The 15,808-nt window shown below is 64.2% G+C and carries 9 protein-coding genes and 1 pseudogene; 6 read left to right on the top strand and 4 right to left on the bottom strand.

All coding sequences use genetic code 11. From position 1 onward, the window contains the following. Positions 1-6 precede the first annotated feature (6 nt). Together DFR24_RS19710 and DFR24_RS19705 are read right to left on the bottom strand one after the other, a co-directional pair. A complete protein-coding gene (locus tag DFR24_RS19710) occupies positions 7-1,179 on the bottom strand; it encodes a Rieske 2Fe-2S domain-containing protein (RefSeq protein WP_162851331.1) in 1,173 nt (390 codons plus the stop codon). A gap of 31 nt (positions 1,180-1,210) precedes the next feature. Beyond that, positions 1,211-2,119 carry a VOC family protein gene (locus DFR24_RS19705; RefSeq protein ID WP_133883166.1) on the bottom strand — a complete coding sequence of 303 codons (909 nt, stop codon included), beginning with the start codon at positions 2,117-2,119 and terminating at the stop codon, positions 1,211-1,213. Positions 2,120-2,359: 240 nt separating this feature from the next. Between DFR24_RS19705 and DFR24_RS19700 the strand changes: the two genes are divergently transcribed. After that, entirely contained in the window at positions 2,360-4,144 is a 1,785-nt protein-coding gene (locus DFR24_RS19700) for a sigma-54-dependent Fis family transcriptional regulator (protein WP_133883165.1), read from the top strand. Between the two features lie 126 nt (positions 4,145-4,270). On the opposite strand, the pseudogene DFR24_RS25395 reads toward DFR24_RS19700, so the two are convergent. Then, a pseudogene (locus tag DFR24_RS25395) lies at positions 4,271-4,696 on the bottom strand (winged helix-turn-helix transcriptional regulator); the annotation flags it as partial. A gap of 103 nt (positions 4,697-4,799) precedes the next feature. Here DFR24_RS25395 and DFR24_RS19690 point away from each other — a divergent pair. Beyond that, positions 4,800-6,140, top strand: coding sequence for an OmpP1/FadL family transporter (locus DFR24_RS19690; protein ID WP_133883164.1), 1,341 nt, complete (start codon positions 4,800-4,802; stop codon positions 6,138-6,140). 58 nt (positions 6,141-6,198) lie between these two features. Here DFR24_RS19690 and DFR24_RS19685 read toward each other — a convergent pair whose 3' ends face one another. Then, entirely contained in the window at positions 6,199-7,092 is an 894-nt protein-coding gene (locus tag DFR24_RS19685) for a LysR family transcriptional regulator (protein WP_162851330.1), read from the bottom strand. A 127-nt stretch (positions 7,093-7,219) separates the two neighbouring features. Here DFR24_RS19685 and DFR24_RS24525 point away from each other — a divergent pair, with 127 nt between their 5' ends. From DFR24_RS24525 to DFR24_RS19665, 4 genes are all read left to right on the top strand, one after another. After that, positions 7,220-7,510, top strand: coding sequence for a DUF1330 domain-containing protein (locus DFR24_RS24525; RefSeq protein WP_162851329.1), 291 nt, complete (start codon positions 7,220-7,222; stop codon positions 7,508-7,510). A gap of 508 nt (positions 7,511-8,018) precedes the next feature. Beyond that, positions 8,019-10,145, top strand: coding sequence for a DUF1302 family protein (locus DFR24_RS19675; RefSeq protein WP_133883161.1), 2,127 nt, complete (start codon positions 8,019-8,021; stop codon positions 10,143-10,145). A gap of 596 nt (positions 10,146-10,741) precedes the next feature. Then, a complete protein-coding gene (locus tag DFR24_RS19670) occupies positions 10,742-13,447 on the top strand; it encodes a LuxR C-terminal-related transcriptional regulator (protein ID WP_162851328.1) in 2,706 nt (901 codons plus the stop codon). 337 nt (positions 13,448-13,784) lie between these two features. Continuing rightward, positions 13,785-15,176 (top strand): DUF1329 domain-containing protein, encoded by a 1,392-nt coding sequence (locus DFR24_RS19665; protein ID WP_133883159.1) that lies wholly within the window; start codon positions 13,785-13,787, stop codon positions 15,174-15,176. The last annotated feature ends 632 nt before the right edge of the window (positions 15,177-15,808 follow it).

The raw sequence follows: 15,808 nt of genomic DNA, 5'->3' as shown, positions 1-15,808 counted from the left end.
CTTGCCCTAGGCCTTGGCGCCGCCGCGGACCTGCACGCCGCGATTGAACTTGCTGGCCAGGCGTCGCCACACCAGCGTGTAGCCGTCGCCTTCAAACAGGTTTTCCGCCGACTTGTAGGGCAGCCCGTCCGTCCCGACCTCTACCGCGAGATTCGCCTCGAGGTCAGTCTTGTTGAACTCATCGAACCCGAGGTGCTTCCACTTGGTCATCACCTCGTCGCGGAATGCCGCGCGCTCGACGGGATCCACGGTCTTACGTCCCCAGGCGATGAAATAACGATGGCTCTTCTCGTCGGTGGGCACGTACCACTCGTAGTGCACCATGCCGAGAATCGGCCACGGATCGACCTTGAGCACGCCGGGCAGCCAGATCGATCCCTGGATCGACCCGTAAGCCATGTAGGCCATTTCATTGGGCGGGATGCGCGAGGCCATGCGACCGCGCTCACCCTCGCATTCGAACTCGAACTCGAACACCGGCTCGGACTTGCCCAGCGCGTCGACCAAACCCTTCGGCCCGGGTCCGGTGATTTCGGTGATTTCGTGGAACGTGTCGCCGCCGACCAGACGGTTGGCGATCGGGAACGGCCGGTCCAGCGCCTTCAGAAAATGGTCGTCCTTGTGGATGAAGATGTGGTTCGGGTCGAAGCCCGAATCCGCCGCCAGCCGCCAATTGCAGGCGCTGCTGACGTTGACGGCAGGCACGACGCACCAGTCCGCGTCGAGAAAGCCCGGCGGAACGTCGTCGCTCAGCGGAGGCACCGGCACGAGATCGCCCACGAACGCGAACACCATGCCGTTGACCTCCTGCACCGGATAGCTGTGCAGGCGACGATTGCCGATGAGTCGGCTGTCCGGCGCGCTGGGAATGGCGATCAGCTCGCCATTCTTGAAGTTGTACGTGAAGGCGTGCAGCCAGCAGGTGATGGTGTTCTTCGTGTAGCACTCGGGACGGGCCGAGAACTTGAAACCGCGGTGCAAGCACTGGTCGGCGATGGCGTAGACGACGCCGTCGATGCGCTTGAACAGCAGGTTCTCGCCCAGCAGCGTGATCGGCACGAGCTGCTCCTCGCCGATGTCCGTGGAGAGCATCGCGGGGTACCAGTGATTGCGGAACCCCAGCACTGCATCCTCGTAACGGCCGGGATTGATCTGCCCCTGCGGTCGGTCGCCGTCCATGTCGATTCTCCTCCTGGGTTGTCGTGCTGTGTTATCGGTGTGCGATCGCGGCCGCCGGCGGCGCATGACCCCAGTCGCTGAGCTGCGAATACGTGCGCACGCGCCAGGTCTGGTCATCCACCAAGCATCCGCCGTGGCCGAATTCAATCGCGAATCCGGACGGGGTAATCGCGTAGAACGAGAACATGCCGTCGTTGGGGTGATGACCCAGTCCCATCATGATCGGCACACCCGCCGCCAGGCAGCGGTCGTAGGCCAGTCCCACGTCGTTGAAGTCGCTCACTTCCACCATGATGTGGTGGATGCGCTTCGGGAACGGCAGCGCGGCGGTCGCGAACGAGTGATGCCGCCCGGTCACGGTATGGAAGAACGTGGCGTCGAACGGGATTTCGCCGTGCGGCGTCGTCAGCGGCGCCTGGATGCGATCGCTCACCTTCAGTCCCAGTCCGTCGCGATGAAACGCGAGCGTCTTGTCGTAATCCTTCGCGGCGGAAACGTAGTGCCCGATTCCCAGTGCGCCCGTGACGAAACCGCCCCGCAGGACGTTCGAACGGAAGACCTGTGGTGCGTGGGCGGGCCCGTAGAAGAACTCGTGTCGGATCCCGTCAGGATCCGAGCAGAAGAAGAGCTGCTCGACGCAACGTGACGCCGTCAACGCGTCGCCGCCGGACGTCACGTGGACGCCCCGCATCGCGAGGTCCAGGATGTAGGCCCTCAGTGCTTCGGCCGTTTCGAATTGCCAACCGGCGGCGACGAGGTCATCGTCCGGGCCGGGCTCGATACGCAGCCGCAGTTCCCATTCATCCATCCGCAGCGCGAGGGCCCCGCCGCCGTCACGCTGGCCCGCCGACATGCCCAGGATGTCGACTGCAAAGCGCTCCCACTGTGCAAGGTGCCGGGATGCCACGCATAGGTAACCCAGGGACGAGATGTCCGCCATCGCCGATGTCACTCCTCGCTCGCTTTGCGCCGGGGTCTGTCGCTCCGGCTGATGATCTGGGAGCGCAATGGCTATGCCACCTTCGCGGCGAACCTGCAGGTTGCTGATTCACCGCCCATTCCCGACGGTGTCGCCTTCGCGGCCGGATTGCAGCTCTCTGGATGCTTCATCAAATTCATCGATGACAGGCGCTCGGGTTCATGTTTTGATGAACATCAATCCACGAAGGGAGACGGAGGAATGGCCCGCACCGCCAAGGCGCCCGTGAAGATCACCGGCAAGGTCAAGCGCGATCCCGTTCCCGCGGATCTCCACTTCCCGGAGGTTCGCGACGTCGCCGAGCATCTTCATTTCAATCCCGAGCACGGGCGGATCTGGCTGGAGGATCAGCGAATGGTGTTGCTGCACGCCGAGTCGTTCTACGGCATGCGCAGCGAACTCGTCGCCCGGTTCGGTCTGGACGCCGCGCGCGGCGTGATCACCCGCATGGGCTATGGCGCTGGCTGTCGCGACGCGGAATTCGCCAAGCGCCTTCGCGGTGACGCGAGCGCCTTCGAAGCCTTCGCCGTGGGGCCTCAGCTTCACGCGCTCAAGGGGATGGCCGAAATCCGGCTCCAGCAGTTCCGCATGGAGGTGAGCACCGGCCAGATCTCCAGCGAGTTCGTGTTCCACGATTCCTTCGAAGTGGATCAGCCCGTCGGCAAAACCCTGATGTCCCACCAGGGCGCGTGCTGGATGCTCGCGGGCTACGCCTCTGGGTACGCCAGCGCGTTCATGGGCAAGAGCATCCTGGTGCGAGAGGTCGAGTGCCGCGCTTGCGGGGCACTCCAGTGCCGCGCCGTGGCCCGACCAGTGGAGGATTGGCCGGACGCGGATCGCGACCTGGATGACCTGCATCCGTTCGTCGAAAAAGCCCCCACGGCCCCGGCTGCACGCGAGTCGCAGCGCCGCCTGGCACGGCTTTCCCGCAACGCATCGCCCTCCGATATGAACGCCCCGATCGGCGGGTCCATGGCGTTCAGCACGATCCTGCACCAGATCAATCGCGTCGCGCCGACACGCGCCACCGTGCTGCTGCTGGGCGAGAGCGGCGTCGGCAAAAGCCTGTTCGCGCGCGAACTGCATGATCGCAGTCCCCGCAAGAATCGGGACTTCGTCGCGGTGAACTGCGCGGCGATTCCCAACGACCTGCTGGAGTCCGAGCTGTTCGGCGCGGACCGCGGCGCTTTCACCGGGGCGCACGTTTCGCGCGGCGGGCGTTTCGAACTGGCCGACGGCGGCACGCTGTTCCTCGACGAGGTCGCCACGCTCAGCCTCACCGCCCAGGGCAAGCTCCTGCGTGTCCTGCAAACCGGCGAGTTCGAGCGCCTCGGCAGCACGCGCACGCGCAAGGCCGATGTGCGCGTCATTGCCGCAACCAATGCAGATCTCGCGAAGTCGATCCGTGAGGGAGCCTTCCGCCAGGATCTGTTCTATCGCCTCAACGTGTTTCCCATCCTCATCCCGCCGCTACGCGAACGAAGGGACGACATCCCCCTGCTGATCGGGCACTACCTGGCCCGCTTCTCGCGCCTGCACGCGCGACGCCTGCCCGGGATGACGCCTCGCGCGCTGGCCGCCCTGCTCGACCACGACTGGCCGGGCAACGTGCGCGAACTCGAGAACGTGCTCGAGCGCGGCGTCATCCTGGCCGAAGAAGGCCAGCCGCTGGATCGCTCCCACCTGTTCGCCGCCACCGGTGAATTTAATCACCGGACGCTGGAATTGGGGCACGCAGGGGAACTGGTCGCACCGAACCGGGAAACCCGTCCCGATGCCGCCGCCGCAGACGCGCTCCAGGCGGTCGGCGCGTGGTTGCACGGCAAGGAAGAGGCACTCGATCTGCCGGCGACGCAGGACCGCCTGGCACTGGCGGCATTGGCGCGGGCGAAAGGCAACGTGTCGCTGGCCGCGCGCCAGCTCGGGTTGACGCGGGCGCAGCTCGAATACCGGGTCAAGAAGATTCGCGCGCGTCAACCTCGTTGATCGTAGCCGCTGACCCGCAAACGCGGACGCGCGTCTCTAGCGCGACGATCCGTTGCCGGACCGAGCGGCTTTCACCTGCCGCACGGGGACGGCCGTCGGTCGAGTTCCATTCCCGCGACCCGTCTGCCGGTTCGCCAGTACCCGGTGCAGGTTGATCTCGATCCAATCCGCCAGCGATCGGACCTTTGCCGCGGCCTCCGCACCGAGCTCGGTCAGGCTGTACTCGACGTGCGGCGGCACGACGTTGAGCGCGACGCGATGGACCAGGCCGTCGGACTCGAGCCGCTGCAAGGTCTGCGTCAACATCCGCTCGCTCACGCCTCCGACCGAACGACGCAGTTCGCTGAACCGGTGCGTCCCGCCTTGCAGGACGATGAGCACGAGCACGCCCCATCGGCTCGTCACGTTTTTGAGCACCTGCTGCGAGGGACATTCTTCCGACAGGATGTGCCCGCGCTGCGCGGATAGAACCGCCCCGCGCCGGGATTGTTTGCGCGCGAGATAAGGAGAAGCCGCGTTCGAGACGGCTTTGGTTTGAGTACTTACTTTCATGTACGTACTTCCGGAAAGTGCGTGCGGATCGTAGATTCCGCGCCCCGCCGGTGCAATCCGGTGGTGCCCGACCCTACTCCCCTCCATCTCTCTCGCATCGCACATGAGCAGCAAGGCACGACTCCTTGGCCGCATCTTCGCCGCCGGATCACTGCTGGTCGCCGTCGCGATCTCGCGGCCCGCTCATGCAGGCGGCGGCTACTTCATCCTGGGGTATGGGCCGCTGGCGGGCCAGTCGGCCGGCACATCGGCGGCCATCGGCTTCGACGGCTTCGCGGGCGCGAGCAATCCGGCGAAGCTGACGATGACGGACGATCGGCTCGATCTGGACGTCATTCTCTTCAACCCGTATCGCCGCATCTCGCGCTCGGGATCCGCGGACCCCGATTACAACTTCACGACCACCAGCAAGAACTCCCTCTTCGTTCTTCCGGAAGTCGGCTACGCGCATCGGATCAACGACCGCTTCAGCTGGGGCGTCTCGCTCTACGGCAACGGCGGTCTGAACACCGAGTACCACGGCGACACCGGTGTGGCGGGCAGCAACCGCAACCCGGCCGTATGCGGCGACCGGCCCGGCAATTTCTTCGGCGGCTGCGGAAAGCTCGGCTTCGATCTGTCGCAGATCATCCTCGCGCCGACCCTGGCCTGGAAGATCGCCGACGGTTACAGCGTCGGCATCTCGCCGCTGCTGGCGTTCCAGCAGTTCAAGGCGTACGGCCTGCAGGCGTTCCAGGGAATCTCCGCCAGCCCGGACCACGTGACCAACCAGGGCTACGAAAGATCATTCGGAGGAGGCGTTCGTGTGGGACTGTTCGGGCGGGTCACCCCGTGGCTCGACGTGGGCGCCGCGTATTCGAGCAAGGTCTACTTCCAGGACTTCGACGACTATCGCGGCCTGATCGCGGACGAAGGCTCCTTCGACATTCCAGCGAACTTCAGCGTTGGCTTTGGCATCAGGCCGGCCCATGGCGTGACCATCGGCGGCGATATTCAACGCATCTTCTTCAACAGCATCCCGGCGCTCGCCAATGGCGTGTCCAACTCGGTGAGCAATCCGCCCAACGATCCTTTCGGTTCCCGCAACGGCACCGGCTTTCACTGGAACAACGTCACGACCTACCGTCTGGCGCTGGCTTGGAACTCGACCGAGCGGCTCACGCTGCGCATCGGCGGTGCATACGGGCATCACCCCACCAACGGAAACGACGCCAACTCGACCAGCCTCAATCTTTTTGCGCCTAACGCGACGTGGCAGGGAACATTGGGCGGAAGTTGGGCGCTGACGAAGTCGAGCGAGCTGCACGCCGCCTATGGCCGGTACATGGTCAGCGATATCGACGGAGATTCGGCCACCGACGCGCTGGGCATCGGCGGCAAGGAATCCATCGACCCGCACGTGAACACGTTCCTGTTGGGATACACCCGTCACATTGGACGGTGATCGCGAGGCCATGCGTTCGACGCAGGCCGAGTGACGAAGGCGGACCAGCAATGGGCCGTCATCGCCGAGCTCCGAATCGATGGAGCAGGAAATCGATCGCGCTGCGAAGTTTGGCGGTCGGTCGACGATCCTGGGTGTAGGCGAGATACATCGGCGACGGCGCCAGTGACCACGCTGGGAGCACCGGCACCAGGCGGCCCGCCGCAAGATCGTGGGTCAGGGTCGCCTCCGGCAAGAGGGCGATTCCGAGCCCCTCGATGGCGGCAACCCTGACGGCCTCGCCGTGATTGGCAGTGAATGCGCCTCGCACCGGGACGTCACAGTTCGCGCCGCGGGGCCCAACGAGCCGCCATCGGTCACGCCGCTGCCAGTAGGTCAGCCCGAGGCAGTCGTGCAGGGCGAGTTCCTCGGGCCGCTTGGGCGTCCCGCGCCGCGCCAGGTAGCGCGGAGCGGCGACGAGCTTCCGGCGGTAGGGCTCGAGCGGACGCACGACGATGCCGGGTTCGTCGACGGCGCCGATGTGGATCACCAGCTCGTAATTGCCCTTGGAAAATTTCGGCGGCGCGTTGTCCAGGGTCAGGTCGACGCGGACAGCCGGATGTTTCGCCATGAACTCCGCCAACGCCGGCACCACACTGGCGCTTCCAAAACTCACCGGGGCAGCGATCCGCAAGAGGCCGCTGGGCACGGCCTGCAATTCTGAAACGGAACTTTCAGCGACGGCAGCTTCCTTCAGCACCTGCCGGCTTCGCTCGTAGTAGAGCTGCCCAGCCTCCGACAACTGCTGCCGGCGCGTCGTCCGATGGATGAGCCGAGCCCCCAATCGCTGCTCGATGTTGCGGATGCGTTTGGCCACCATCGTGGCCGACACCCCGGAGGCGTCGGCCGCCGCGGCGAAGCTGCCACATTCGACCACGCGGATGAACATTTCCATCTCGGCGAGAAGGTTCACGATTCCAAACCAAGTGGTTGCGAGTGTCCGGAATTATCGCACCGCGATGATGTCGGCGTTTGGGCGCATCCTTCCATCCCCATCCTCGCAGATGGCAACACACGCTCGCCTGTCAGGAGACTGCTTCATGGCTGCCTACTTCATCGGATTCGCGAAGGTCAAAGATGCCGCCAAGGCGCAGGAGTACTCGTCGAAGGCGGGGCCTACCCTCGGGCCGGCTGGAGGCACCCTCGTTGGACGCGGCAAGCTTGCCGACGTGCTGGCGGGCCGCTTCGATGCCAGCTCCTGCCTCATCGTGAAATTCGCGTCGATCGACGCAGCCCGCGCCTGGTACCACTCGCCCGCTTACCAGGCGCTGGTGCCGCTGCGCGATGCGGCGATCGACTCCACTTTCCTGCTGATCGACGAGCCGAGCTGAGGGCATCCGGCGACCCTCGAAGCTGCGAACCAAAAAGCCTGCAGCCAGACGCAGGAAGGGCCGCGCGCGGTCCTGGGCATTGCGCAGCTGATCAGCGACACCGACGAGTGATGAGTGCTTGCCAGGCGCGGAAGGTCGGACCGTCCGCATATCTCTGCGGGCCTGAACCAACCGACGACTGAATCTTTTCCCGCGCGAAGCCTTCGCGCCGGCTCTTGTTCGTGCACGCCACTTCTCTGTGGGTTCGCGGCAGCACTCGCGCGAAGTCAGCGCGCCGCCTGAAACCTACCCGTTCGTGTCGCTTATTTCCCGCTCCGTCGTGGGATATCAGGCGGCGCGTTTCGAACGGCTCGAGCTCCACATTCGATTCGCCGGCCCGCGCGGAATCGATCACCACCACCAGAAAACCACCATGTTCTCCACGACCGGAACAGCGCTGGAAAAAGCGCATGCGCGAGGGATGCGGCAAAGGCGCGTGCAAATTGAAAACAAAACAGGAGATAGCGGTATGCATCACGTGAAGGGAACCGCGCTGCGTTCGAAACTCTTCGCGCTGGCCGTCGCAAGCGCATTCAGCATGGCCGCACCGCCCGTCATCGCGCAGGACGCAGGCGCGGACACCGACGTTTCGACGGGCGTAGATGACGGCGGTCTCTTCAGGGATATTGGATTTTCCTTCAGCGGATTCGTTCGCTTTGATTCGGCATTCCACACCGACTCCGACGAGAATCCGAACAATCAGCGCACCAACCCCTTCAATCGCAAGAACACGGGCCGCAGCGCATTCCCGTCGGCCGGTCTGGGCTCGGTCGCGAATCTGCAGGAATCGCTCTTCCCGGGCGTTGCCGGCGCGGACATCGGGCGCCTGCTCGGAAGCGGTCTCGACACGACGATTGGCAATCTGCTCGCCGCGGCGCCGGGTATTCCAAGCATCGCGCCTCGCAGCACGAATCCGGGCCACAACGACTGGAACCTCAACCAGCTACGCGGCAAGTTCGACGTCACATTGACGCTCGGCTCGAACGTTTCGATCTACTCGAGCCTTCGCACCGTCTACGACTTTGGAACCTACGACGAATTCGAGCGCGGAGATTCCCGTGACACGTTCGGAAATCCGTCCGCCCCGGCGGGCTTCAACCAGCGCAAGTCGCGCTACTTCGAGTACGCCGATTACCAGGACGGCGGCGGGAGCTGCGTCAACTATCTCGAGCGCTGCGGCGACAACTACATGGCCGACTTCACGGCCCTGTACCTGGACGTCACCGCCGGTCCGCTCCTGATCCGTATGGGTCAGCAGCAGATCGCGTGGGGTCAGGCGCTGTTCTTCCGTGTCTTCGACGTTCCCAACGGACTCGATCTTCGTCGGCACCTCATTCTCGACGACGCACTCGAGGAATATGCTGACGAGCGCATCTCGGCGCCCGGCGTTCGCGTGACGTGGCAGGCAACGGACCAGTGGGAAGCCGACGCCTACGCGCAGATGTTCACGCCGTCGATCTACCCGAACGCGAACACGCCGTACAACGTGATCCCGTCGCAGTTCACGGTGCACGAGACGTGGACCGAGAAGCATCGCGGCGAAGACTTCAACTATGGTCTGCGCCTGCGCGGCAACTTCGGAAATTGGGGACTGCAGTTCATCGCGACGCAGCGCTACCGGCATGAAGGTACGTTCCGCTGGATTGAGTCGGGCGCCGTGAAGGACCTCCCGGGTCTGCCCGGAACCGGCGCCATCATGGCTGGAACGCCGCTCGAAGCCGATCCCACGGGCGTGTGGTCCGCGAACGAGTGGTTCACGTTCGCCGGTAGCGCGCGCCTGGATGGCGTCGAAGGGCTCAACACGCTGGTGCGCGAGTTCCAGCCTTTCACCGGACTACTGGCGGGTTCGGAAATAGGTGGCAGCAAGGAAGCCGCTGCGCGTGAACTCGACCTGTTCTTCTCCATTGGAGGAGGACTGGCCGCGGGCAACCTCAACGGTGGCGGTCTGCGCGGCCACCTCATCCACGAGTACCACAAGGAAGAGGTGTACGGCGCCGGCATCAGCTACGTGGTGGAAGCCGAACCGGGCTCACTGTTCGACCAGCTGATCATCAACGTCGAGTCGCATTACACGCCGGAGCGTACGTTCACGGAGAAGTCGCTTTCGCGCGACTTCATCGAGTCGGATGAAAGTGTCACAGCGCTGGTGATGGAGAAGTACCACCGCTGGTTCCAGGAATTTCCGGCCACCTACATGGTGTTCCAGGCTTTGCACCAGTCGGACTCCGACCTGTTCGGTCAGCACCTGGGTTGCCAGGGCGGCACGGGCGGCGATCCGGGCACCGTGGCGGGCGAGTTCAACCGCAAGACGAAACAGTGCGGCGACAACAAGAAGGGCGGCAGCAACAACGTCGTCATCGCGTTGATGCAGCCCTTCCCGAACTACATCTATCGCCTGACGGGCGCGGCGCTGCTGGATGTCGAGGGCGGCCTGTTCCTCCAGGGTGGCTTCCGATGGAGCCCGGGCAATGACCTGACCTTCGACTTCATCTACAACTACGTCGACGGAAATCTGTACGGCGACGAAAACACGAACGCGCTCCAGGCGATCGACTTTGCCGACGATTTCACGATTCGCGCGGCGTATCAGTTCTGACGCCGCACCGGTCGGAGGAGTCTCGCCACTGTGGTCGGAGCGAAAGGCGGCGACAGATATGTAGCGGTACTGGCCCCGGGGCACACCCCCAGGGCCTTTTCGTTTGACGGCGCCCCCTCGGCACGATACCGAATGCATTGGAGCGATCTCGGAGAACCGGGTCTCATCGCGCAGCACGAGGCTCTCCGGATCCACTGGCCGCTCGGTGCAAGACGCTGCTGTAGTCGGACATCGCGCCCTTGCGCCGAGCCCTTGCGCGAACGCGCCACGCCCCAAGATTTGTTCCGGAACCAAACCGTGAGGCCGGGTCCGCGTACCAACAGCTCGCATGTAGCAGGTATGCCTGCATCGGACGTCGGGGCAAGTGCCCATGAAATCGAGCAGGTAGAAGTAGGGCTATACGGCTGCGGAGCGTGGGGGGGGCCGACGATGAGGAGCTCGATAGGAACAGTGTGCAAAACATGAGCGCCGACGGATTCGAGAGTTCCGTAGCCAGTCGTTCGAGGGCCCCGGGATTGGCACTGCAGCAGGACGAAGCGCCCGCCGGGTCCGGCGGCGGGTCTTCGCGGGTGATTGACTTTCCCACGACCCGGCCCATGACGGGCGCCGAGCGTCGTGGCATTCGCCGACACGCGCTGATCTCGCGCGCGCTGCATCAAAGCGGGACGCGCGTAGTGGTGGTGCAAGCGCCGGCCGGGCACGGTAAGAGCACGCTGCTGGAGCAGCTTCGGGTCGAATGCGAGCAGCGCGGGGATGTCACCGGCTGGCTCGATCTCGGTGAGGGCGACAACGACATTCGCCGCTTTTACGGACACCTCAAAGATTTGATCGTCGCAATGAAGGCGCAGGGCGAACACGCCGCCGATCGGGCGACGCGCTCCGCCGACGAAAGCGAATTCCGCTCGGACTGGCTGCTGTCCCAGCTGCGCTCAATCGGCCGTCCGGCGAGCCTGTTCCTCGACGATGCGCACCTGGTCGGCGCCCGACCGACCCTTACCCTGTTGGAGCAAATCGTCAGTCGATTGCCCCAGCACGTCCAGATCTTCATCGCCGGGCGCACGCTGCCCGACATCGGGCTCGCCCGCCTGACCGTTGCCGGCCAAGCCCAGATCATCCGTGCCCAGGAACTGTGCTTCACACGTGACGAGACGGCCCGCTACTTCGCCTCGATAGCCGATCTCGAACTCTCCGAGCCCGAGCTCGATCAGATCTATCTTCAGACCGATGGCTGGCCCGCCGCGCTGCAGCTGTTCCGCCTGGCGCTTCGTCATCCGTTGCTGCGTCGCGACCTGCAACGCTTCGGCGAATGCCCTCCGGAAGAGCTCGCCAGCTACTTGGCGGAACACGTGTTGCATCAGCAGAACGTGAGCACGCGCGAGTTTCTGCTGCTTAGTGCCACCATCAGTCGTGTAAGCGGCGACCTGTGTGACGCGGTGCTGTGTCGCGAAGATTCCGCATCGCAACTCGCACAGCTCGAATCGGCAGGCTTGTTTCTGCGTCGCCTTGATCGTGAACCCCAGTGGTTCACTTACCACCCGCTGTTCGCGAGCTTTCTGGTCGACCAACTGCGCAAGCGTGGCAACGGGCAGATCGTGGAGCTGCGCCGGCGAGCAGCCGACTGGTTCGCGGCGCACGATCGCATCGAAGACGCCCTTGAGCACTACCTCGCCGCCGGCGACCAAGGTGCGGCGGCAGACGCGCTCGAGCGCTGGTCCGACCGGCTGATCCCCCTGGGACAGCTGATGACAGTGGAACGCTGGTCCGAGCGTCTGTCTCTGGCAGAGATCGAACGCCGCCCGGGGCTTTTGGTGCAGATCGCGTGGGCGCTGGGCTTCCTGCGTCGGCAGTCGCGCCTGGCGCCGTTGCTCGAGACTTTGCGGAGGCTGCCGGCACTCGCTCGTACCGACCACCACGCCGATCCGCGCCTGCTGCTGACGATGGCCGCTTTCCTCGAAGACAACCTGCAAACCGGCGACAGTCTTCTGAGTCGCGTAGACGTCTCGCAGGATGCCGAGGCTGGGTCCTTCCGTGCGTTTGAACTGGGCGCGGTATGCAACGTGCGCGGCTACACCGCGATGGCCTCGGGCGACTTCCCGGCCGCCCATCAGTTCTTCGCGCGTGCGAGGCACTTCTGCGGCCCGTCGGGTACCAGTTTCACCTGGGCCTATTGCGTCAGCCTCAATTCGTTTGCGCTCATCCAGCAGGGCCAATTGCACGAAGCCCTGTCACTACTGCGGTCGAGCATGCTCGATCACCGGATGGTCGAGGACGAGTCGATCCCGCAGGCTTCGGTCGTCGCCGCCTACGTCACCGCTCTCTACGAGGCCGATCAGCTCGAGGAGGCACGCACGCAATTCCAGCGTTTCGGCGATGTCATCGCCAGCACCGCGCTGCCCGACTACCTGGTGGTGGCTTTCATCGCGATGTCGCGCGTGCACGATGCCGGCGGCGAACCTGGCAAGGCCTTGGAGTGCCTCGATGAAGCCGAGGCGATCGCCTATGCACAACGCTGGCCGCGGTTAGGGACCATCGTCGGCTGGGAACGCGTGCGCCGCGAACTCGTGCGCGGCGAGTTCGACCGCGCAACGGCGCTAGCCGAGCGCGTCGAGCGCCTGGGAGATTTCAGCACCGGCAGCGGCGTACAGTTCTCGGAGGATGTCCACGGCCTGACGATCGGGCGGCTGCGTCTGCACGCGATGCTTCGCGATCCCACTGAGGCGCTGCGAATGATCACCACCGCACTCGGCGCCGCGAGACGCAAGGGCCGCGTGCACCGGCAGATCAAGCTGCTGCAATTTGCGGCGGTAGCGCATCACCGGCGGGACTCGGCGTCGCGCTCGCAACAGTATCTAGACGAGGCGCTTCGCCTGGCTGCCGCCGGCGGTTATCTACGCGCGTTCCTGGAGGAAGGACCGTTGTTCGAGCGCGCGATGCAGGACAACCTGATCGGCGTCCGCAGCCTTTCCGGGGAATCACCGCAATCGCGTACGCCCCAGGATGCATTCCTGTCCCAAATCGTTCATCGCCTCAAGAAAAGTGGCGAGAGCCCTGGCATGGGCGCGGGATTGGGGGAGGTGCGGCGGGTGTCGAGCGTGCGCTCGGTGGAGCGTTTCACGCGGCGCGAGCAGACCTTGCTCAAGCTGCTTGCGGCCATGGTCTCGACAACGGAAATGGCGCAAGCCATGCACCTGTCGACCGACGGTCTCAAATTCCATCTGAAGAACATCTACGCCAAGCTGGGTGTGCGCACGCGTATGCAGGCGGTACGCGCCGCTCGGGACCTCGAGTTGGCGCGCGACTGATCCGACCCGAAGGGGTAGGTTTTTTCTAGGCGCCGTGCACACCGCCGCGCCGACGTCCCCGGTATGCGCATCGGCGCTGCAGAGGCGCGGAATGCGCCTTTTCGACGCGACTTGCGACGGCCGACGTTCGCAACCCGAACGGGTAGTTTTTCAAATCCCTTCGCTTCGTAAGTTGTGTCAGGACCGCCCTGCCACACGGTGGATCTTTGAACGCTTTCGGCCGTGCCTGGTTGGGCGGCCCTGTGCCGACGAAGCCACATCGACAGCAGAGCGCGGACGGGAAGCAGCCCCCGGAACACACCGGTTGCATTCGTAGCAGGAGGAGAACGACAGCACCATGCGTATCCGAAAGTATGATTTCAATTACAGCCGCCGCAGCTTCATCGAGAAGGTCGCCACCGGTGCAGGCGCCGGTGTGCTCGCGCCGCTTTGGTCCACCATCGCCAACTCGGCGGACGACATCAGCAAGTCCTACCCCGACGAGTTGCTCTCCATCGAGATGTACACCAAGGGCAAGATCAAGCCCGGCGACGTCATCACCGCCGCCAACGTCGACACGGTGAAGGACCTGCTCGAGCCGCTCATGTTCGAGCAGGTCAAGAATCACGGCCGCCGCCTCAACATCGTGGCGTCCAATCGGGACGTCACCAAGATGTTCAACGCGACGTACCTGAAGAAGACGCTCGAGAACAAGGGTCGCGCGAAGGTGGGCGACGACGGCAACGTGTGGACCGACGGCGACAAGACCAAGCCCTGGATCGGCGGCCTGCCATTTCCCGATGCTACCGACGGGTTCCAGACGCAGGCGAACCTGACCTTGAACTGGGGACGCCACGATTACTCGCAGTACACCGCGCCGTTCTACTCGCTGAGTCCTGATGGCGAAGTCGGCTACCGGCACGAGATCGTGTGGTGCGAACTCAATACCACCGCGCGCACGGACAACACGGTGTTCCAGGGACACACCGACAAGCTCCGCTTCCAGTCGGTGTTCTTCACCGCACCCAACGACACCAAGGGCTCGTCGTTCCTGTCGATCTGGTACTACGACCAGCGCAAGTTCCCGGACCTGTATGGCTACTTCCCGGCGTTCAAGCGCGTGCGCCAGTTCCCGACCAATCAGCGCTTCGAGCCACTGGTGCCGGGCGTGACGTTCTTCCTGTCCGACGCTTGGGCGGCCGGCGATCCGACCCTGACTTGGGGCAATTACAAGATCGTCAAGCGCGGGCCGATGCTGGGCGCGATCTCGGGTCACCACAACTGGACCGGCGGCAAGCACCCGACGTGGGATCAGGCCACGCACGGCGGCAAGAAGGGCAAGACCTTCTACGACACCTGGATGGAGCTGATTCCCGAAGCGATCGTGTTCTCGGCCGAACCCTCGGGCTACCCGCGCGCGCCGGTGGGCAAGAAGGAGGTTTACGTCGACGTGCGCAACATGATGTTCCCGTCGCAGGTCACCTACGACCGTCGCGGCCAGATCTGGAAGCAATTCGAGGCCGGCTCCGGCCAGCTCAAGAACGACAAGGCCGATGTCCTGGGGGCCGACGGAAAGCCGGATTGGACCTGGCTGTACTGCCACACGCATGACATCCAGTCGGGCCGCATGACGCGCTTCCGACAGGAAAAGAGCATTCCCTCGGGCTACAAGAGCAAATACGCCACGGAGGGCGAGGACGTCTACAACAAGTTCCTCACGCCGTCGGCGATGGCGCGCCTGGGCACGTAAACATCTTCCTCCACCCTTTGCCCGGCTTCGGCCGGGCTTTTTTTGAGGCCCGATTCGCGACTGCAGTAGGAAGCAGCCGGCATCGTCGGGGAAAGAATCAAAAATTCCGAAGGTCGTAGCCCCAAGGTGAATCCCAAACCAGGCAGTCGTCGCGGACTCCTCTATGACGACAGGGAGCCCGCTCTTCACGAAGCTCTCTACCTCGCTCTCTTCTCCTGGTTTCGGTCGAGGCGAACGAACAACACGACTTTGACCAGGACCGGACTCCTGTCGTTACAACGATTGCTGCGCTGATGCCTCGACGCAGAAGCCCGCTCAGCACGATGGGTGAATTCTTACGTCCCATTGAAGGATAGTTTTCCGGCTCGACGTCGCCTCCCCCCGAACGCGGCCGGGAATGGACACGCGTTCCCCCACCGAGCCCATGGGTGGGGCGTACCTCATCCCGGAGAACTGCCACTTCTCGCGCCACCGATAAGTCGCGCGGCCGCCGGCGAAATCCTCCTGCGCGATCCACGGCACCGCGATCGACAACGACAACCGCAACGGCTGCAAACGCGTCTCGGCGTGCTAGCGATCGCCAGCGCTGCAACGAACACTTGACGCGCGCATAGCTTCAGCGTGGCCGCGAG

It is taken from the genome of Panacagrimonas perspica (genome assembly GCF_004364935.1).
GTDB lineage: Bacteria > Pseudomonadota > Gammaproteobacteria > Nevskiales > Nevskiaceae > Panacagrimonas > Panacagrimonas perspica.
Note: the sequence above shows the minus strand (reverse complement) of the source record. Positions and strands in the feature narration are given on the sequence as shown.